Here is an 18,588-nt window from a genome sequence, read left to right on the forward strand (position 1 = left end):
AACGTCAGACGCTTTTTCACCGAAGATCGCACGTAACAGCTTTTCTTCTGGCGTAAGTTGCGTTTCGCCTTTAGGCGTTACTTTACCTACCAGAATGTCGCCGCCTTTCACTTCCGCACCAATGTAAACAACGCCAGCTTCATCCAGCTTGCTCCGTGCAGATTCACCCACGTTCGGGATATCGGCAGAAATTTCTTCTGGCCCAAGCTTAGTATCACGAGCGATACAGCTCAATTCCTGAATGTGAATCGTTGTGAAACGGTCTTCCTGTGCAACGCGCTCTGAAATCAGAATCGAGTCTTCGAAGTTGTAACCATTCCAAGGCATGAACGCGATACGCATGTTCTGACCCAATGCCAGATCGCCTAAGTCAGTAGACGGACCATCAGCCAGTACATCGCCGGCTACAATCGGGTCGCCAACGTTACACGTAGGACGCTGATTGATACAGGTGTTCTGGTTAGAACGAGTGTATTTAGTCAGGTTGTAGATATCGATACCCGCTTCACCAGCGAACATCTCATCTTCGTCAACTTTAATAACGATACGGCTGGCATCAACGTAATCGACCACACCACCGCGCTTAGCTACAACGGTTACACCGGAGTCAACAGCGATAGTGCGTTCCATACCCGTACCAACTAACGGCTTATCAGCACGCAGTGTAGGTACAGCCTGACGTTGCATGTTCGCACCCATCAATGCACGGTTGGCGTCATCGTGCTCAAGGAACGGGATAATGCTTGCTGCAATCGATACGATTTGCTGTGGTGAAACGTCCATGTACGTGATGTCCTCTTTAGGCATCAGCGTTGTTTCACCGCGGTAGCGACATGGGATCAGTTCATCTACCAGCGCACCTTCTTCAGTCAGTGCAATGTTCGCCTGGGCGATTGCATACTGACCTTCTTCGATAGCCGACAAATAATCGATTTCTTCGGTTACCACACCGTCTACAATGCGACGGAAAGGCGTTTCAAGGAAGCCGAAATCATTGGTACGCGCAAAGCTTGCCAATGAGTTAATCAAACCGATGTTTGGACCTTCAGGGGTTTCGATTGGACACAAACGACCATAGTGAGTCGGGTGAACGTCTCGTACCTCAAAGCCTGCGCGCTCACGCGTCAGACCACCCGGGCCTAATGCAGAAATACGACGCTTGTGCGTTACTTCTGAGAGCGGGTTGTTTTGGTCCATAAACTGCGACAACTGAGAAGAACCAAAGAATTCTTTCACAGCAGCAGAAATTGGTTTGGCGTTAATCAGATCCTGTGGCATTACGTTGTCAAGGTCGCCCAGTGACAAACGCTCTTTAACAGCACGCTCAACACGTACTAAACCAACACGGAACTGGTTCTCTGCCATTTCGCCTACTGAACGAATACGACGGTTACCCAAGTGGTCGATATCGTCCACTTCGTCTTTACCATCACGGATTTCGATCAGTTGCTTCATCACAGCAATGATGTCGCCCTTATCCAGGGTACCTGAACCAGTCAGCTCTTCACGGCCTAAGCGGCGGTTGAACTTCATGCGACCAACAGAAGACAAATCATAACGTTCTTCAGAGAAGAACAGGTTATCGAACAAGGTTTCTGCTGCGTCTTTCGTTGGTGGTTCACCAGGACGCATCATGCGATAAATTTCAACTAACGCTTCAAGGCGGTTAGTTGAGCTGTCGATACGCAGGGTATCGGAAATATACGAACCGTGATCCAGTTCGTTTATGTACAGCGTAGTAAATTCGGTAATACCGGCTTTGCTCAACGACGCCATGTTTTCCATGGTCACTTCGTCGTTAGCACTTACCAGTACTTCGCCTGTTTCTTCGTTGATGTAGGTATCACCGTATACGCGGCCAACCAAATACTCAACAGGTACTTCAAGCTCAGTGATGCCCGCTTTTTCAAGTGCACGGGTGTGACGCGCAGAAATACGGCGGCCATGTTCAACCAGCACGTTTCCTTCGCCATCCAGAATGTCGAATTGTGCAGTTTCACCGCGCAGACGGTCTGCTACGATTTCCATCATCAGCTTGCCGTCAGCAATACGCACCTGAACTTTGTCGAAGAAAGTATCAAGGATTTCTTCAGTACCCATTTCCAGAGCACGTAAGATTATCGTTGCAGGCAACTTACGGCGACGGTCGATACGTACGAACAGGTTATCTTTCGGGTCAAACTCGAAATCAAGCCACGAACCACGGTAAGGAATAACACGTGCGTTGTACAACACCTTACCAGACGAGTGTGTTTTACCTTTGTCGTGATCAAAGAACACACCAGGAGAACGATGCAGCTGAGAAACGATAACGCGCTCGGTACCATTAATGACGAACGTACCGTTCTCTGTCATTAATGGGATTTCACCCATGTACACTTCTTGTTCTTTAATATCTTTTACAGTACCGGGTGCCGCTTCTTTATCGAATAATACGAGACGAAGTTTCACTCTTAAAGGAGCTGAATAAGTTACGCCGCGAATCTGACATTCTTTAACGTCGAATACCGGTTCGCCAAGACGATAACTCACATATTGTAATTCTGAATTGCCAGAGTAACTTTTTATTGGAAAAACAGAACGGAATGCTGCTTCCAAACCATATTGACCATCGGGATCGATATCAATAAATTTCTTGAAAGAATCTAGCTGGATTGAAAGAAGGTATGGAATTTCCAATACCTGTGGGCGTTTGCCAAAATCCTTACGGATACGTTTCTTTTCGCTATAAGAGTAAACCATGGGTTCCTCAGCCTGCTGATTTTAGACCCAACCTGTTGCCTGTAAACGACCAGACAACAAACTTCCAGTACCCTTGCACAGGGAACAATCCGACAGCATACACCAAAAATTAACCAAATGGTTAGTTAACTGATTGGTTTATTGCCAATTTTTTTGTTCCGCGTGGTAACGCATGATGTATATGGTCAAGGGTAATAAACCATACACCCTACAGCGCAAAAAGGCTGGTGGTCTAAAAAACCACCAGCCCAGGCCATTTCTGGCGAGCAATCTGTTAATTCAGATTACTTGATCTCAACTGTTGCACCAGCTTCTTCAAGCTCTTTCTTCAGTGCTTCAGCTTCTTCTTTGCTTACGCCTTCTTTGATTGCTTTAGGAGCAGCTTCTACTACGTCCTTAGCTTCTTTCAGACCTAAGCCAGTCGCGCCGCGAACTGCTTTGATTACTGCAACTTTGTTTGCGCCGAATGAAGTCATTACAACGTCAAACTCAGTCTTTTCTTCAACTGCAGCAGCTTCACCAGCTACAGCAGGACCAGCAACAGCAACAGCCGCTGCAGATACACCGAATTTCTCTTCAGCTGCTTCGATCAGTTCAACCAGTTCCATTACTGGCATTTCAGCGATCGCGTTTAAAATATCTTCTTTAGTCAGAGCCATTTCTCTAAACTCCTGGGATTAAAATGTTAAAAAAATCAATATGCCAAAAACGCCAATTACTTGGTGTCTTTGACCGCCGCCAATACACGCACAAACTTGGCAGGAACTTCGTTGATTGTTTGAACGAACTTGCCAACTGGTGCTTTGAAGGTCGCAAGCAATTTCGCAAGCGCTTCGTCGCGGGTAGGCAGAGCTGCTACTGCATCCAGTTTGTCTGGACCCAGTAAACCACTACCAATTGAAAGTGCAGTTACTTGCAGTTTTTTGTTTTCTTTGACGAAATCTTTAAACAGACGAGCTGCGCCGCCTGGTGCGTCTAAAGAGAAACCATAGATAAGCGGACCGGTTAAGGCGCTATCTAAGTCTGCAAATTTGCTGTCAGCCAATGCACGTCTAGCCAGAGTATTACGTACAACCTTCAGGTATACGCCTTGCTCACGGGCTTTAACACGCAGAGCTGTCAGTTCTGCAACTCCCATCCCACGGTATTCAGCAACGGCTACGGATAGAGCGCGAGACGCAACTTCAGAAACTTCTGCTACGATCTCTTTTTTTGCTGCTAAACCTAGTGCCACTGAGTTCACCTCTTCAAATCTGATCATCTGCAATTAGAGTGATCAGGGTTCACAGATTGATGCCATTATTGGTTACCCGCCAACGGCACCGCTCTACGGTGTTCGTTATCCCAGAGAGTCTGAGTCGAAACCACCGTCTGCGCAGGCTGTCGTGATTAAGTAGTACATTGAATACAAAAGTTCTCTTACCTCTTTTGCTGTACTACACCTGCGGTCTTGGACGGGAGCTACCGATATTCGCTTTTGGCGATATTCAACAGCTCCAACCCATAACCTTTAAGAGAAGCGTTAGCCTGAGCTAACGCAAAGCATTACTGACCTACTGACGCTTTGTCGATAGATACGCCAGCACCCATTGTGGTGCTCAGGCTTACTTTCTTGATGTAAGTACCTTTTGACGTAGAAGGCTTGGCCTTCTTCAGAGCGTCTAATAATGCTTCTAAGTTTTCTTTGATCTTGTCTGCTTCAAACGCGATCTTACCAATGCTGGCGTGGATGATACCGTTCTTGTCGTTGCGGTAACGAACCTGACCCGCTTTAGCATTCTTAACTGCAGTCGCTACGTCTGGTGTAACAGTACCCGTCTTAGGGTTAGGCATCAGGCCGCGTGGACCTAAAATTTGACCTAACTGACCAACTACGCGCATTGCGTCAGGGCTGGCAACCACTACGTCAAAGTTCATTTCGCCTTTCTTAACCAGCTCAGCCAGGTCGTCCATACCTACGATGTCTGCACCTGCAGCTTTTGCTGCTTCAGCATTTGCGCCCTGAGTGAATACTGCAACGCGAACGTCTTTACCAGTTCCGTTTGGCAGTACAGTAGCACCACGAACGTTTTGGTCAGATTTCTTCGCATCAATACCCAGGTTGATGGCAACATCAACGCTTTCTGGGAATTTAGCGGTCGCCAGTTCTTTTAACAGGGCAACTGCGTCAGCAATTTGGTATTCTTTGTTTGAATCTACTTTTTCACGGATCAAACGTGCGCGTTTAGTTAATTTAGCCATTCGATTAACCCTCTACCTTCAGACCCATTGCACGAGCAGAACCCGCGATAGTACGAACAGCGGCTTCTAATGAAGCTGCAGTCAGATCTGGCTCTTTTACCTTGGCAATTTCTTCCAACTGAGCAACAGTTACCGTACCCACTTTTACAGTGTTAGGACGGCCTGAACCGCTCTTGATGCCAGCCGCTTTTTTCAGCAGGTAAGACGCAGGAGGAGTTTTGGTAATGAATGTAAAAGAACGGTCTTCGTACACAGTAATTTCTACTGGTACTGGAGCGCCTTTCTCAAGACTTTCTGTTTTAGCGTTGAAAGCCTTACAGAATTCCATGATGTTCACACCTTTTTGACCCAGTGCTGGACCAACAGGTGGAGATGGGTTAGCAGCACCAGCTGCAACCTGAAGCTTAATTAAGCCTGTTACTTTTTTAGCCATTTTACATGCTCTCGTTAATGGGTCTGACGCCTCGCAAGTATCGAGATTACTTGCTCAATCGGCTTCCCGGTTCCAATAAAAGGGGCGCGAATTATAGGCTAACAAATAGCCTGACGCAACCTTATATTTTTTGTTTTTTAGATAAAACTTAAAAAACAAAAAAGTGCCATGCGCAGAACACAGGGCACTTTCTTTATTTCTTTGGCTTTTAGCCTTTTTCGACCTGGCTGAATTCCAGTTCTACCGGTGTAGAGCGGCCGAAAATTAGTACCGAAACTTTAACTCGGTTCTTCTCGTAATCCACTTCTTCTACCACACCGTTGAAGTCTGCAAACGGACCTTCGATAACGCGAACCACTTCGCCAGGCTCGAACAATGTCTTCGGCTTAGGCTTATCAACAGACTCTTCAAGGCGATTCAGGATCGCGTCTGCTTCACGCTGGGAAATAGGCATTGGGCGATCTGATGTACCACCGATGAAGCCAAGTACACGCGGCACACTTTTAACCAGGTGCCATGAGTCTTCGTTCATTTCCATTTCTACCAGTACGTAGCCCGGGTAAAACTTACGCTCAGATTTACGCTTTTGGCCTGCACGCATTTCAATGACTTCTTCGGTAGGTACCAGTACCTGACCAAAGTATTCTTCCATCTCGTGCATCTTGATGTATTCAAGTAATGTTTTCTTTACACGTGATTCGTACTGAGAGTATGCCTGAACAACGTACCAACGTTTTTTCTTTTTTTCTTCAGTCATCCACTTACGCTCCAATACCGGTCACTAATGAAACAAGCCATACCAGGATACCGTCGATACCCCATAACAACAGCGCAGCTACCGCTGTTGCGGCTAATACGATAAGCGTTGTTTGGTTTAACTCTTGACGGGTAGGCCATACCACTTTGCGTACTTCTAAACGCGACTCTTTGGCAAACGTTAGAAACGTTACACCTTTCGTTGTGGTTGCAGCAATAAAGCCTGCAACAGCCACGCCCACTACCGCACCAATAGCACGATATAAAATCGACACTTCACCATAAACATAATTAGTAGTAATTACACCTGCAAGCAAGGCAAATACAATCAACCACTTCAGCATGTCCATTGAGTTGGATGAATTTTCCGTTTTTTCGCTCATTTCACGACCCTAGCAATACGGCTTTTATGCAGTGCACCTGCACTACACCATTATCTGGCAGGGGTGGAGGGACTCGAACCCCCAACCATCGGTTTTGGAGACCGCTGTTCTACCAATTCGAACTACACCCCTAAAACAGCTTTTGGCTGATTTTACTTACACTACCCTTGTGAATGTTTGCGTCTTTTTTGGAAAAGTGCGGATTCGTAAGGGAGGGACGCGTATTATACTTAACAAGACTTCAGATACAAGCGCTTTGTTAAGCAACTCACATTATGCGAAACAGGCACTTCGGCAGAAGCAATAACAACCGTTTTATTTGCGTTTCGATAACCGCGCTCATTATAGAATAGGCGTTTATATCATTGCGATTACCACCACTTCTTTTCACTGGCTGACAAGAGTACACTGAGCGTGCTGATAAGCCTCCCTCGAGCTTGTAGCGACTGCCGTAAATCTAAAATTGCAGTGATATTTACCACGCAGGTAAACCGTAAAAGAAACGTCTAAAGGATTATTATGTTTCGATACAAAGCAGTGTTAACGCTTTTCATTTTTTCTGGTGTGCTTTCGGGTTGTGGTAATAGTGCCAATAAAACCCTCGATGAATTAAACCGAAACCGCGCTAAATGGGAAAGTACCAACATACAGACTTACCAGTTTGAATACCGGGTTTCTTGTTTCTGCCTGGATGAATATACCCTGCCCCGGCTGGTTTTTGTTGATGGTGATCAGGTAGTCTCTCAAACCGTTATCGATACGCATGTTGCGCTACCGTTGGATGACAACAACGCCATGAGCATCACGGCGCTGTTTGAACGCATTGCGCTGGAAGAGAGTCGGGCTGAATCCCTTTACGTTGAATACGATCCAGAACTTGGCTACCCAACCTTGATTCAGGTTGATGAAAATAGGCAAATTGCCGACGACGAGTACACGCTTTATGTGAGTAATGTGGTGAATGCTGATGATGTAGGTTGCACAGCATCATTGGTTAACGGCCTGTCCATTAATGTAACGGATGACTCAACTCAGCTACCGGCTGCATGCGGTGTTACTGTAACGGCAACAGACGGCAATTACTCTGAAACGTTCACCAATAGCGATGCAGCCTGCGACGACAGCGATGCCATTTCCATGCTCTCTGAACGCCCAGGGTTTTATTCCATATCGATCCAAAAGTCTGGGTATCAGGCTTTTCAGGTAGATGATTTTGGCATCGGCAGAGACATATGCCATGTGCTACCCCGTCAGCTGGACGTAACACTTCTCCCTGAATAAATTTCCTCCAATCTTACAGGGCGCTTCTACAAGCGCCCTGCGCCCTCATTAAACCGCCTTACAAAACGCTACCTTACTGGACCGCCTGGTGCTCATTCCATTAACTCAGTAATTTAAAACGTCTTGACCAATTCCGCATAGCGGATATATATTTCGCAATATCAATAAAAAAATGGGAATAACAATGCACAGCAGATTAATCAATCCAGCGGATCTTAACTTTTTACTTTATGACGTATTAAAGGTTGATGAACTCTGTAAATTCCCAAGGTTTAACGAACACGGTCGTGAAACTTTCGACGCAACAATTGAAACGGCTTATTCTATTGCCAGCGACTGGTTTGCACCGTGCGCAGCGAAGTTAGACGAGAATGAACCTGAATTTGTCGATGGTAAAGTAACCATGATCCCAGAAGTGGCTGCCGCACTTCAGCAATACTACGACGCCGGGTTTGGCGCCGCTACCCATGACTACGAACTAGGCGGCATGCAATTGCCCTTTTCGGTTTCAGTAGCATGCAAGGCTATATTTGGCGCGGCAAATATGCCGGTTCTCTCTTATCCTTCACTAACCAACGCTAATGCGAATGTGATCCGCAACTTTGGTTCAGATGAGCAAAAGCGCTTGTACTTGCAGCCCCTGCTTAATGGTCGATTTATGGGTACGATGGCGTTAACCGAACCCCAGGCAGGCTCGTCGCTGTCCGACATCAAAACTCAGGCTACTTGCGCAGAAGATGGCACTTATCGCCTCAAAGGCAATAAGATTTTCATTTCTGGTGGCGATCACGAACTGTCTGAAAACATAATTCATTTGGTATTGGCCCGCACTCAGGGCGCTCCCGACGGAGTAAAGGGACTCTCGTTGTTTATTGTGCCCAAATTTCTGGTTAACGATGATGGTTCATTAGGGGAACGCAACGACGTAAACCTGGCTGGGCTTATTCATAAAATGGGGTGGCGTGGCACAACCTCTACCATGCTCAAATTTGGCGAGAAAGACGGCGCTGTGGGATACCTGATTGGCGAACCCAACCGCGGTTTGTTGTATATGTTTCAAATGATGAACGAGGCCAGAATTGGCGTAGGCGTAGGAGCGGTATCCCAGGGATACACGTCTTATCTACATACCCTGGATTACGCTCGAAATCGCCCGCAAGGGCGTCATCCACACGAAAAGGATCCGCAATCACCGCAGATCCCTCTTACTGAACATGCCGATATTAAGCGCATGTTACTGGCAGCCAAAAGCTACGCAGAAGGTGGCTTGTATTTATCGTTGTATGGCGCAACGCTGGCGGATACACATGCACACTGCGCTGATCCTGAAGCGGCAAAGCGCGCTGGCACCTTACTGGATATTTTAACGCCAATACTGAAATCCTGGCCGTCGAAATATTGTCTTGAGGCTAATTCCATTGCCATTCAGGTACACGGAGGCTATGGCTATACCCGTGAATACCCGGTTGAACGCTTCTATCGCGACAACCGGCTCAACCCAATACACGAGGGAACTGAAGGCATTCAGGCCATGGATTTGCTGGGCAGAAAAGTGAGTATGCAGGACGGACTGCCTTATACACTGCTTAGCGAGGAAATCCTTAGCACAGTCCAGGCTTGTCAAGCCGAGCCACAGCTTGCCGAATTTGCCAACTCCCTGCTTCAACGCAAAGCCAAACTCGACGCTACTACGCAAACTATAGTGGCTGCGATGCAGGCGTCGAAGTCAAATCTGGCATTAGCCAATGCGACACCCTACCTGCACGCCTTTGGCCATATCGTAATGGCCTGGCTGTGGTTAAGACAAGCTCAGGTTGCAGTACTGGCAATCAATACTGAAACCGGCTCTGATAGAACGCTATTGCTTCAGGGAAAGCTGGCGGCCTGCCGTTACTTTTTCCGATATGAGCTGCCCCAGGTAGATGCTGCACTTGAATTAGTGCAATCACTTGACGATACCTGTTTTGAACTCGAGTCGAGTTGTTTATAAAAACAACTTTCGTTTGTGCATCAACTGTGTTTCCCGAATTCAGGTTGATTTGAGGTAGTCAGCCTGTTTTGCCAGGTCCCGGCTCGAGACCGGGACGACGGGAGATTGAATGGTCTTTCCTGCACCACATGTACGCTATTTCCGCCTATCTCGTTGTCAGCCCCGCGGCTCCAAGTCATCCCCGTCCCTTTTCGCATCCAGCAACCTACTCGTCATCCCCGCGCTACTATTTGCCATCCCCACGCTACTCTTCGTCATCCCCACGCTACTCTTCGTCATCCCCGCGAAGGCGGGGATCTAGCCAATTCAACAAGCGGTACGCAAAACACAGAGAAGGATTGTATTGGGGAAGTAAGCCTGTTTCATTAGGTCCCGGCTCGAGGCCGGGACAGGACAAATACAGGAAGTATTGAGGGAGTCAGTCTGCTCGACTAGGTCCCGGCTCGAGGCCGGGACAGGGGATTTCTATGGTCTGAATAAGCGCGCAAGCGTGCTTATTCAAGACCAAGAAATCCACCTGTCTGGTGTGCCCATAGTTTGGCGTAGATACCGCCTTTATCGAGCAATTCCTGATGTGTACCCTGCTCTACAATCTCGCCGTTATCCAGTACTAATAAGCGATCCATCTGTGCAATGGTAGATAAGCGATGAGCAATGGCTAATACCGTTTTGTTTTCCATGACTTTGTTAAGACACTCCTGAATCGCTGATTCTACTTCTGAATCCAGCGCAGAGGTGGCTTCGTCCAAAATTAATACAGGCGCATCTTTTAGCAATACCCGCGCAATAGCAATGCGTTGACGCTGTCCACCAGACAACTTCACGCCACGTTCTCCAACCTGAGCATCAAATCCGGTTCTGCCGTCTTTGTCGGAGAGCTGCTGAATAAACTCAAACGCTTCAGCTTGTTTAGCAGCAGTGATCATCGAGTCTTCGTTAGCATCGCTACGCCCATAAACAATGTTGTCGCGCACCGAGCGGTGCATTAACGATGTATCCTGGGTAACCATACTGATTTGTGCGCGCAGCGATTCCTGACCGACACTACTGATATCCTGGCCATCGATCAATATTTTGCCGCCTGTAGTGTCGTAAAACCGCAGCAATAAGTTAACCAGCGTTGATTTACCGGCACCGGACCGTCCTACCAAGCCCACTTTTTCACCGGGTTTGATGGTTAAATCAAGGTTTTGAAACACCGGCACAGGGTGGTTATTGTGACCCGGATAAGCGAAGTTAACCTGCTTAAATTCAATCTGCCCCCCATTCACTTTGAGTGGCTGCGCGTGCTGTTTATCTTCAACAGCAATAGACTGTGCAAGCGTATTGATACCATCCTGTACGGTGCCGAGGTTTTCAAACAGAGATGCCACTTCCCACATAACCCAGTGCGACATACCGTTTAAGCGCAAACACAAACTGACAGCCAAAGCAATTTCGCCGGGAGTGACCATTTGCTGTAACCACAGATACACCGACAGTGCGCCAACGCTGAAAATCAGCAGGGCGTTACTCAGTTCAACACAGAACTCCAGAATCGTTACCAAGCGCATTTGCGGGTAAACGGTTTGCAGGAATTTATCCATGCTGTCTTTCGCATACTCGGCTTCACGCTGACTGTGCGAAAATAGTTTTACCGTGGTGATATTAGTGTAGCTGTCAACGATGCGCCCGGTCATCAGGGAGCGGGCATCGGCCTGATGCTGTGAAACCTGTTTTAATTTAGGTACCAGAATTCGCAGAATTACGCTGTACACCGTTAACCAAATCAGTAATGGCAACGCCAATCGCCAGTCGGCAGTAAATATCAGCACCACCATGGAAATAAAGTACACACTGATGTACACCATCAGATCAAGCAACTTCATTACGGTTTCACGCACCGACAATGCCGTTTGCATTACCTTGGTGGCAACCCTGCCTGCAAACTCATTCTGGAAGAACGTGAGGCTTTGACTGAGCAGGTAACGGTGCGCCTGCCAGCGTATGCGCATAGGGTAATTGCCCAGTAACGACTGACGGGAAAACAGTGAACGCAACAAAATAAAACCGGGAATGAGCACAACCACTACCAGCCCCATCACAACCAGCCGATTGCCTTCATTTTCAATAAAGGTACTGCGATCCTGTTCGGTAAACCAGTCAACCAGTTGTCCCATAAAACCAAACAAGGTCACTTCCAGCATCGCCACAATCGCGCTCAATGCCGATACGCACAACAGAACGGGCCACATGCCCTGGGTGTAGTGTTTACAAAAAGCCACCATGTTTTTTGGTGGCTGTGTGGGGTGTGAAGCAGGAAACGGGTTTGTCAGTTTCTCAAAAAATGAAAACATGCATTACTCAACATCAGGCGTCGCGGTATCCCAGTTTCGCCAGGATGCCTTCGACATTTTCATGGTGTTTGGCTTGCCATTCATCCAGTGTCATTCCACCGTCTTTCTCGGCGCGCTGCCAGGCAATTTGAAATGCTTCGGCGGCTGACGCTTGTGGGATAACAGCAATACCTTCTTGATCAGCCACTATGATATCACCGGGATGCACAGTAACACCACCGCACTGGACCGGTTGATTTAACGGATCAACGCACTTTTTGGCGCCCGGCTTAGGCACAACACCACGAGCATACACAGCAAAGCCCATTGCTTCGACTTCACCGATATCGCGGATCACCCCGTCCACCACAAACCCTGCAATGCCGCGTTTTTGCGCGATAGCACATACATTACCACCCGCAACAGCAAACTGGTCATCGGCTTCAACCACAATGACATCACCGGGATTTGCGCGATATATGGCAGCATGCAACATCAAATGGTCGCCAGGCTGACACTTAACGGTAAACGCAGGGCCAAATATTTTAGGTGCCGGTTTCCATAGTGAATGTATTGCGTAGTCCATAAACTGTTCACGCGGCAGTGCATCCGCGTACTCGCATACCGATACGTCATTAAAATTGATGCTCATGGTGTAATCCTTTGAGTCGAAGGTTTGCTTGTTCCTCACTATATCAACCCCGTTTCATTTGGGGAGTAGATAAGGTGTATTTTCAATATAACCAGCTGTGTTATCTTGGCCCTTTTATTTCGCTTGGAATTCATTGCCTGCTATGGAATTTATTAATTTGCATGTAATTGCTGCGCTGATCTATTCCGGCCTTGTGCTGTTAAGTGCACTTTCTGCAAATAAAATCCTGCGCTACGGCATTCCACTACTCGCGATTTTGCTTTCCGTCGCCATTGATACCGATGTTGTCTTTGTCATGCAGGCAGTTGGTTATATTGGCGTCACTTTTTTACTGAAAACGCAAAAAGGATTGCCAGATTGGCTAAAGTACTTTCTATGGGCCGTTTGGGGAATTCTCAGCGTCGGCCTGCTAACGCACACATTACCAGGCTACAGCGGTATTCAGCTCACTGTACTTGAGCCGGTAAAAGCTAATAGCTTAGCTACTATTGTTTACCTGAATACAGATAAAGTATTGATTGCCTGGTCTTTACTATTGTGGATTCCAATTTGGCAACGCTGTACAACGTTCACACACTCACATTCGCCAAAATGGCTGCCTTTTCTCATCGCCATTACGGGCATCCCGGCAATTTTGTTTTTAGCAACGCAATTGGGGTTGATTCAATGGCAGCCCGAACTGAACAACCTTATTGTTATTATCGTGATTTCAAACCTCCTCAACACCTGTTTTACCGAAGAGTTACTCTTCAGAGGCTTAATGCAATCATGGTTATCCACAAAGTTGGGCGTGGTTAGTGGGCTTTTGATTACCGGCATGTTATTTGGACTCGCCCATTTTGCAGGGGGGTATCTCTACGTCTGCCTGGCCATTATGGCGGGACTCCTGTACGGGCTGATATATGTGCTAAGTGGACGTCTTATTTGGTCTGTTATGTGTCACTGGATGTTGAATAGCGCGCATGTACTTCTGTTAACCTGGCCCGTAGTTAAGCCAGGTTAACAATATCGTCTTATTCTGGCCGAACGGCAGTGACTTCAATTTCAACCAGATAATGCGGGTTTGCTAAACCTGCAATCTGTAACGCTGAACGCGAAGGCAGATTTGGCTGGGCTTCTGTGCCGAAGAACTGCGTGTATCCGCGCATAAAACCGGCGAAGTCCATCTTGCCATCCATTGCCGGATCGCCTACCAGAAAGGCTTGCATCTTAATCACATCGCCCATGGTTAATCCCAGACTTTTCAGGTTTTCGTCAATGCGATTTAACACGCTCACGGTTTGCATTTCAGTATCACCGTATGCTTCCGCGCTATTTGCAGGCGCATCCGGATTACTCACGCCTGGGACTGCACCGCTTAAAAATACAATAGTGCTGGTAGCCGGTACTTCCGATGCACGTAATATGGGGAAGTCTGAACCAATCAACCCATGACGGATCACGGTTTCTTTGGCGGGTGGGGTGGCATCGGCATCGTTACATCCCGTCATGGAGAACAAGGCACTGAGCAAAAGTGGGGCAATAATTCGTTTTTTCATGTTTGCGTTCCTGTATTTTATCGTTGAGCAATGGTTTTTACGTCGTTAGCACTAACGGCGTCGGTAAAGTGATTACCAAAATGACTGCGTGTGTAATTCACCACTTCGGCGATTTGTTCATCTGACAGATACTGTTTCAGCGGAGGCATGCCGCCCATGCCGTTGCTTACCATGTAAATCACATAGGGCGCGGCGGCGAGTTTAGGGTTTTGCGCCAATGCAGGATACGCTCCCGCGCCTTTAGCTCCCTGTGCCATTGGCATATGGCAGCCCTGGCAAATGGCGTGATACAGCGCCTCACCAGTCACTTCCTCAAAGTTCGCACCTTCGGAAAAGCCCGCGTCATCTGTTGCATAAATGTAAGTGCTTACACACAGCATATTTACTAAAAATAATAGTTTTAATGATAATTTCATTGCCTATCCTCCGGGTTAAACTGCCGTGCTTAACACTTTTTGATGTAATCGCTTAATGGCATCATGCGCAGACGATATAGCTCCTTCCTGCCAGGCAGGCAGATTGGATGCGTGCTCACCTGCCAGCACCAACCGTCCATCAACCTGACACAGGTTCTCGTAGTGTTGCTCACGAGATGCCTCTGTCCACATGCCATAACATCCCTGAGTCCATGGCACCCGGTGCCAGCCTACTGAAATACCATTGTCGAACTCGTCTGCATATTGAGGGTGTATTTTTTTGCCGTATTCCACCGCTTTTTTCACTCGCTCCTCAGGTGTCAAAGAAGTAAATTCAAACGCGTTGGCTCCCCACACATAAGCGCCCAGCAATACACCTTTGCCTTTGTCACAGAATTTGGTGCTGGGATAACTGATATTGGTAATAGGCAGATTGGTATAGCTTACGCCGCCATAAATGGCATCGTCTTGCTCCCAGAAGCGACGTTTGAATTCGAGACCCACTTTCACCGATGCCGCATAAGGCACTGAGCGAATTGCGGCCTGCATGCCAGAACTCGCCTTAACGGGAATTTGGCTGAGAATAGACAGTGGAATGGTACATACACACCAATCCGCCTGAGCGGTTTTAGCAACGCCTTGCTGCTCATACTCTACGCTAACGCCTTTGTCACTTTGGTTAATTCTGGTGACTTTGGCGCCGTAATGAATGGTATCACCTACGCGCTTTTCAAACGCCTTGGCAATATTGTCCATGCCGCCTACCGGTTGGAAAATGCTGCTCTGAAACTCAATATCCTGACCATTAACAATGTACTTCCAAAGTTCAGATTGCAGCAGGGCGCTTCTGTCCATCAGTTCGCTGGGTTGCGGCTTGGGCGATAAACCGCCGCCAGGAGGAATGGCAAATCCGCGCCGTAAGCTCACTTCGTAAGACTTTTTGTATTCTGCGTTTTCATTCAGTGCGCCCCAATGACGCATCGATTCAAAGAGCTTTTCCCTGTCTTCCACAGAGAGTGCTTTATCCAGCCCACCTTGATTCGCTACTTTGGCGAGCAGCTCTGCAGCATAGCCCTGATAGTCGGCCTGTACTTCGCGATAACGCTGAGGCTTGCCATCAAACGCGTGAGTAGAGTGAACCAATGCGTTGTAATTCACCTGGATAAACGGCTCAATGGGAATGTTGAACTCGTTGATATACGACATCACATGATGATGATGGTATGGCACACGCCAGGGACCCGGGTTAATGTAGTTCCCTTCTGCGAACTGGCACTGTTGCGTTGCGCCGCCAAGTTCAGTGTAGGAATCACCACCACGAAGTGTCCAGCAGCGACCACCAGCCCGCTGATTAAACTCAAGAATAGTAACCTTGTATCCGGCCTTACGCAGTTCATATGCTGCTGTCATTCCCGCCAGCCCGGCACCCAGTATTAACACTGATGCACCTTTTGGGGTACTGCCCAGATTAAGTATGCCGGGATGTGTCGATTCCGCTGCAAACCCAAGCGATGTCATAGCCTGATACATGGCTCCCGCACCTGCGGTCTTACCGATCCAGCTCAATAACGCTCGCCGGCTCATTGATAGGTGATTCAAGAAAAGCCCCCCTTTATTTGAAAGTGAAAATGGTTGGGTGGCCTGACTATGCAGTAGCGGTGCCATCGGTACCGGACTTACGGCAAAGTGTATAATATATACGACAACACCAATAAACTGCCCCGATTTGCACCAAAAACTGAATGCTGGCGTTCTCTGCGCTCGCCAACGCGCTCACCAATAGTGCACAAAATGCACTATCAACATGCATCAGTGAGGATTTTTCACCTCGGCTTTACCAGGACGGCGATAACATTTGCTTACTTCAAAAATTTGCTCAGCGTTTATAAGCGTGTAAGGCTTTTTATTTTTATCGACAGGATGTTTCGGATGAATCGATTCGGTCTTTTACTGATCAGTTTTTCAGTACTGCTTGGTGCTAACGCCTTTGCAGACTCAACCATGGACGAGCCCCAAAATTGCTTCCGAGGGCCTTTCGAAAGCTACGAGAAGTGGGAGGCCGTAATGAACAAGAAAAAGCCGGGTTTTGATATTGAGGCTTTCCATCGCGCTTTCCCCGCTGAGAAATTTAACCAGCGCAAAGCAGAATTGGACTGCACAGACTTCACCTATCAGTCAGATCAATTCAATGTAGAAGGTTTTTACCTGGCTCCAAAATCGCCAGAAAAGCAGCTTCCTGTGGTTATATTTAATCGCGGTGGCAATGCAGGTTTCGGTTACATAGTCTTCGGCACAAAGATGGATTTACCAGCGGAGCTTGCCAGCGAGGGGTATATTGTACTGGGTAGCCAGTATCGCGGTGCCAGCCGCCACTTAAGCAATAACGGCAATGATGAATTTGGCGGTGCGGACGTAAATGATGTACTGGCGTTAATTGACATCGCCAAAACACTGCCACAAGCCGATACATCGCGCATTGCGCTGGTTGGTTGGAGTCGCGGTGTGATGCAAAGCTACCTCTCTGCCAAACAGTTACCGAAGCTAAAAGCGATAGTATCGGTAGCCGGCAATGCCGATCTTACCCAAGCCGTAGTTTGGCGCCCGGCAATGGAAAAAGTATACGCGGCCCGAATACCAGATTACGCCACCCAAAAACACCAGCGGCTTGCGGAGCGTTCGGTGATCAATTGGTTGGATAAATTGCCTCCTGCGCCAATCTTAATGCTTCATGGCACTGCCGACGAACGCGTTAGCGCCGAACAATCCGTATTACTTGCCAAGGCTTTAAATGGAGCAGGTCATAAGAATAAATTAATACTTTACGATGGCGATAACCATAGCTTGTCGAACAACCGCATCCAGGCCTTTACTGAAATCAAAACCTGGCTAAACCAATATCTTTAAGGACACAATACTGCGGTTGGTGGCAAAAAATCGGGTTTGTCGTAAACTGATGTAACAGAGAGTTACTACGCACTAACCCCGGCTGGCATTATGTTAAACACATCGAGTCTGCGCTTTAAGCGAGCTATTTTTGCTGTTGTGCTAATTTTATTTACACAGGTTGGCATAGCAAATCAACCTGAACTGGCAAAAGCTGAAGTGGCCGTTTTCGCCGTTGAATATCCCCCGTTTACTACGATGGAAACAGCAGATCGGGGCATTAATTTTCAGCTACTTGCCAAAACGATTGGGCGTAAATTCACGATATCCCCCCGCTTTGTTCCCCCTGCCCGAGCAGGAGAAATATTGCGCCATGAGCCCTGGTGCATCAGCTTTTATCCACCGAAAGGCATGGACGATACAGTACGCTTTTTCCCTTTGTCTGAGCAGCGCGTTGAACTTGCGTTTTATCGGACCGCCAGTAACGCACCCACTATTTCAAACCTTGACACATTAGCAGGGCAACGTGTTGCCGTGCTCCGGGTTAAAAAGCTTGGTACATTTCATCAACCTCTGCTGGATGCTGGTGCTGAATTAGTGATGACAGAGTCGGTTGCGCAAGGATTGGAATTACTAAAGTTTGGTCGGGTAGATCACATTCTTGCCGATGAGGTTGGTGTGTCAGAAGCACTGAATAAACTTGATAATATGCCGGTGATGGAACGCTCTGAATATGTTTACTTCGAAACGCATGTGGGTGCCCACCTGAATACCCAATGCAAACACTACAACGACTTAGTTGCGCTATTTGGCAATATCCAGTCGCAGTAATTAATACCAATTCGCATAGAAGTTTACCCACTCAGCAATACTGGCAGGCTTTTTAGCTAGGCTTGGTTGCACAGGTTTGGTGGTTCCAAATCAAGCAAGCGTAACAACGCTAAAAAGCCTGCCAGTA

Annotated in this window: 17 protein-coding genes and 1 tRNA gene; 5 read left to right on the top strand and 13 right to left on the bottom strand. The window is 47.6% G+C overall.

What is annotated here, in order from left to right; translation table 11 throughout:
* The 8 genes from rpoB to ACLR2L_RS11425 form a co-directional block, all read right to left on the bottom strand.
* Positions 1-2,742, bottom strand: a 2,742-nt coding sequence (gene rpoB, locus ACLR2L_RS11390; protein WP_413368341.1) for a DNA-directed RNA polymerase subunit beta, incomplete at its 3' end; no start/stop codon positions are given.
* Between the two features lie 284 nt (positions 2,743-3,026).
* Entirely contained in the window at positions 3,027-3,401 is a 375-nt protein-coding gene (gene rplL, locus ACLR2L_RS11395; RefSeq protein WP_413368343.1) for a 50S ribosomal protein L7/L12, read from the bottom strand.
* A 56-nt stretch (positions 3,402-3,457) separates the two neighbouring features.
* Positions 3,458-3,976, bottom strand: a complete 519-nt coding sequence (gene rplJ / locus ACLR2L_RS11400; RefSeq protein ID WP_140960888.1) for a 50S ribosomal protein L10 — start codon at positions 3,974-3,976, stop codon at positions 3,458-3,460.
* A 311-nt stretch (positions 3,977-4,287) separates the two neighbouring features.
* Positions 4,288-4,983 (bottom strand): 50S ribosomal protein L1, encoded by a 696-nt coding sequence (rplA, locus tag ACLR2L_RS11405; RefSeq protein ID WP_140960890.1) that lies wholly within the window; start codon positions 4,981-4,983, stop codon positions 4,288-4,290.
* A gap of 4 nt (positions 4,984-4,987) precedes the next feature.
* On the bottom strand, positions 4,988-5,416 hold the full coding sequence (gene rplK, locus ACLR2L_RS11410; RefSeq protein ID WP_140960892.1) for a 50S ribosomal protein L11: 429 nt from the start codon (positions 5,414-5,416) through the stop codon (positions 4,988-4,990).
* A gap of 208 nt (positions 5,417-5,624) precedes the next feature.
* Positions 5,625-6,173 carry a transcription termination/antitermination protein NusG gene (gene nusG / locus ACLR2L_RS11415; protein ID WP_140960895.1) on the bottom strand — a complete coding sequence of 183 codons (549 nt, stop codon included), beginning with the start codon at positions 6,171-6,173 and terminating at the stop codon, positions 5,625-5,627.
* 4 nt (positions 6,174-6,177) lie between these two features.
* Positions 6,178-6,555: a preprotein translocase subunit SecE gene (secE, locus tag ACLR2L_RS11420; RefSeq protein WP_413368346.1), complete on the bottom strand. Its 378-nt coding sequence runs from the start codon at positions 6,553-6,555 to the stop codon at positions 6,178-6,180.
* 55 nt (positions 6,556-6,610) lie between these two features.
* Positions 6,611-6,687: transfer RNA gene (locus tag ACLR2L_RS11425), tRNA-Trp, on the bottom strand.
* A gap of 387 nt (positions 6,688-7,074) precedes the next feature.
* Between ACLR2L_RS11425 and ACLR2L_RS11430 the strand changes: the two genes are divergently transcribed.
* Both ACLR2L_RS11430 and ACLR2L_RS11435 read left to right on the top strand, forming a co-directional pair.
* Positions 7,075-7,836, top strand: coding sequence for a DUF6174 domain-containing protein (locus tag ACLR2L_RS11430; protein WP_413368348.1), 762 nt, complete (start codon positions 7,075-7,077; stop codon positions 7,834-7,836).
* A gap of 184 nt (positions 7,837-8,020) precedes the next feature.
* Positions 8,021-9,826, top strand: coding sequence for an acyl-CoA dehydrogenase (locus ACLR2L_RS11435; protein WP_413368350.1), 1,806 nt, complete (start codon positions 8,021-8,023; stop codon positions 9,824-9,826).
* A gap of 494 nt (positions 9,827-10,320) precedes the next feature.
* Here ACLR2L_RS11435 and ACLR2L_RS11440 read toward each other — a convergent pair whose 3' ends face one another.
* Together ACLR2L_RS11440 and ACLR2L_RS11445 are read right to left on the bottom strand one after the other, a co-directional pair.
* Complete coding sequence (locus ACLR2L_RS11440) at positions 10,321-12,162, bottom strand: ABC transporter ATP-binding protein (protein ID WP_140960902.1); 1,842 nt, start codon at positions 12,160-12,162, stop codon at positions 10,321-10,323.
* 13 nt (positions 12,163-12,175) lie between these two features.
* On the bottom strand, positions 12,176-12,793 hold the full coding sequence (locus tag ACLR2L_RS11445; RefSeq protein ID WP_140960903.1) for an RraA family protein: 618 nt from the start codon (positions 12,791-12,793) through the stop codon (positions 12,176-12,178).
* A 142-nt stretch (positions 12,794-12,935) separates the two neighbouring features.
* Between ACLR2L_RS11445 and ACLR2L_RS11450 the strand changes: the two genes are divergently transcribed.
* Complete coding sequence (locus ACLR2L_RS11450) at positions 12,936-13,796, top strand: CPBP family intramembrane glutamic endopeptidase (protein ID WP_413368353.1); 861 nt, start codon at positions 12,936-12,938, stop codon at positions 13,794-13,796.
* 10 nt (positions 13,797-13,806) lie between these two features.
* On the opposite strand, the gene ACLR2L_RS11455 is transcribed toward ACLR2L_RS11450, so the two are convergent.
* The 3 genes from ACLR2L_RS11455 to ACLR2L_RS11465 are packed head-to-tail and all read right to left on the bottom strand — an operon-like array spanning position 13,807 to position 16,346.
* Complete coding sequence (locus tag ACLR2L_RS11455; RefSeq protein WP_413368355.1) at positions 13,807-14,331, bottom strand: RidA family protein; 525 nt, start codon at positions 14,329-14,331, stop codon at positions 13,807-13,809.
* A 17-nt stretch (positions 14,332-14,348) separates the two neighbouring features.
* Positions 14,349-14,747, bottom strand: coding sequence for a c-type cytochrome (locus tag ACLR2L_RS11460; RefSeq protein WP_413368357.1), 399 nt, complete (start codon positions 14,745-14,747; stop codon positions 14,349-14,351).
* Positions 14,748-14,762: 15 nt separating this feature from the next.
* Positions 14,763-16,346: an NAD(P)/FAD-dependent oxidoreductase gene (locus tag ACLR2L_RS11465; protein WP_413368359.1), complete on the bottom strand. Its 1,584-nt coding sequence runs from the start codon at positions 16,344-16,346 to the stop codon at positions 14,763-14,765.
* Between the two features lie 330 nt (positions 16,347-16,676).
* On the opposite strand from ACLR2L_RS11465, the gene ACLR2L_RS11470 reads away from it, so the two are divergent.
* Positions 16,677-17,651, top strand: coding sequence for an alpha/beta hydrolase family protein (locus tag ACLR2L_RS11470; protein WP_413368361.1), 975 nt, complete (start codon positions 16,677-16,679; stop codon positions 17,649-17,651).
* A gap of 90 nt (positions 17,652-17,741) precedes the next feature.
* Positions 17,742-18,461: a hypothetical protein gene (locus ACLR2L_RS11475; RefSeq protein ID WP_413368363.1), complete on the top strand. Its 720-nt coding sequence runs from the start codon at positions 17,742-17,744 to the stop codon at positions 18,459-18,461.
* Positions 18,462-18,588 lie beyond the last annotated feature (127 nt).

It is taken from the genome of Alteromonas sp. AMM-1, assembly GCF_047290655.1.
Lineage (GTDB): Bacteria > Pseudomonadota > Gammaproteobacteria > Enterobacterales > Alteromonadaceae > Alteromonas > Alteromonas mangrovi.

Bases quoted from the DNA above. Each gene is read 5' to 3' on its own strand.
- rplL (WP_413368343.1), bottom strand. From the start codon at position 3,401: ATGGCTCTGACTAAAGAAGATATTTTAAACGCGATCGCTGAAATGCCA.
- rplA (WP_140960890.1), bottom strand. From the start codon at position 4,983: ATGGCTAAATTAACTAAACGCGCACGTTTGATCCGTGAAAAAGTAGAT.
- rplK (WP_140960892.1), bottom strand. From the start codon at position 5,416: ATGGCTAAAAAAGTAACAGGCTTAATTAAGCTTCAGGTTGCAGCTGGT.
- nusG (WP_140960895.1), bottom strand. From the start codon at position 6,173: ATGACTGAAGAAAAAAAGAAAAAACGTTGGTACGTTGTTCAGGCATAC.
- secE (WP_413368346.1), bottom strand. From the start codon at position 6,555: ATGAGCGAAAAAACGGAAAATTCATCCAACTCAATGGACATGCTGAAG.
- ACLR2L_RS11430 (WP_413368348.1), top strand. From the start codon at position 7,075: ATGTTTCGATACAAAGCAGTGTTAACGCTTTTCATTTTTTCTGGTGTG.
- ACLR2L_RS11435 (WP_413368350.1), top strand. From the start codon at position 8,021: ATGCACAGCAGATTAATCAATCCAGCGGATCTTAACTTTTTACTTTAT.
- ACLR2L_RS11440 (WP_140960902.1), bottom strand. From the start codon at position 12,162: ATGTTTTCATTTTTTGAGAAACTGACAAACCCGTTTCCTGCTTCACAC.
- ACLR2L_RS11445 (WP_140960903.1), bottom strand. From the start codon at position 12,793: ATGAGCATCAATTTTAATGACGTATCGGTATGCGAGTACGCGGATGCA.
- ACLR2L_RS11450 (WP_413368353.1), top strand. From the start codon at position 12,936: ATGGAATTTATTAATTTGCATGTAATTGCTGCGCTGATCTATTCCGGC.
- ACLR2L_RS11455 (WP_413368355.1), bottom strand. From the start codon at position 14,331: ATGAAAAAACGAATTATTGCCCCACTTTTGCTCAGTGCCTTGTTCTCC.
- ACLR2L_RS11460 (WP_413368357.1), bottom strand. From the start codon at position 14,747: ATGAAATTATCATTAAAACTATTATTTTTAGTAAATATGCTGTGTGTA.
- ACLR2L_RS11470 (WP_413368361.1), top strand. From the start codon at position 16,677: ATGAATCGATTCGGTCTTTTACTGATCAGTTTTTCAGTACTGCTTGGT.
- ACLR2L_RS11475 (WP_413368363.1), top strand. From the start codon at position 17,742: ATGTTAAACACATCGAGTCTGCGCTTTAAGCGAGCTATTTTTGCTGTT.